Source organism: Chromohalobacter sp. HP20-39 (assembly GCF_033052815.1).
In the GTDB taxonomy this organism is placed as follows: domain Bacteria; phylum Pseudomonadota; class Gammaproteobacteria; order Pseudomonadales; family Halomonadaceae; genus Chromohalobacter.
Window position 1 is genome coordinate 1 of sequence record NZ_JAWHTP010000516.1, and the last position, 288, is coordinate 288.

1 pseudogene is annotated in these 288 nt (G+C 65.3%); it reads right to left on the minus strand.

Annotated features, from left to right (window positions below):
* Nucleotides 1-288: pseudogene (locus RVY79_RS19020) on the minus strand (methyl-accepting chemotaxis protein); the annotation flags it as partial.

The window sequence follows — 288 nt, forward strand, 5'->3', positions numbered from 1 at the left end:
TGCTTTCATTGATGCCGGCCATGGTGTCCACCACCCGGCCCACTACCTCGCCGCCCTTCACGGCGATGTCCGACGCGTTGCCGGCCAGCGTGCTGGCCTGACGGGCGTTGTCGGCGTTCTGCTTCACGATGCTCGTGAGCTGCTCCATGCTCGACGCGGTCTGCTCCAGCGACGAGGCTTGCTGCTCGGTGCGCTGTGACAAGTCCACGTTGCCAGCGCTGATCTGCTGCGTGGCGCTGGCAATCGAATCAGAACCCGAGCGCACCTGCGCCACCATCTTCTGCAGGC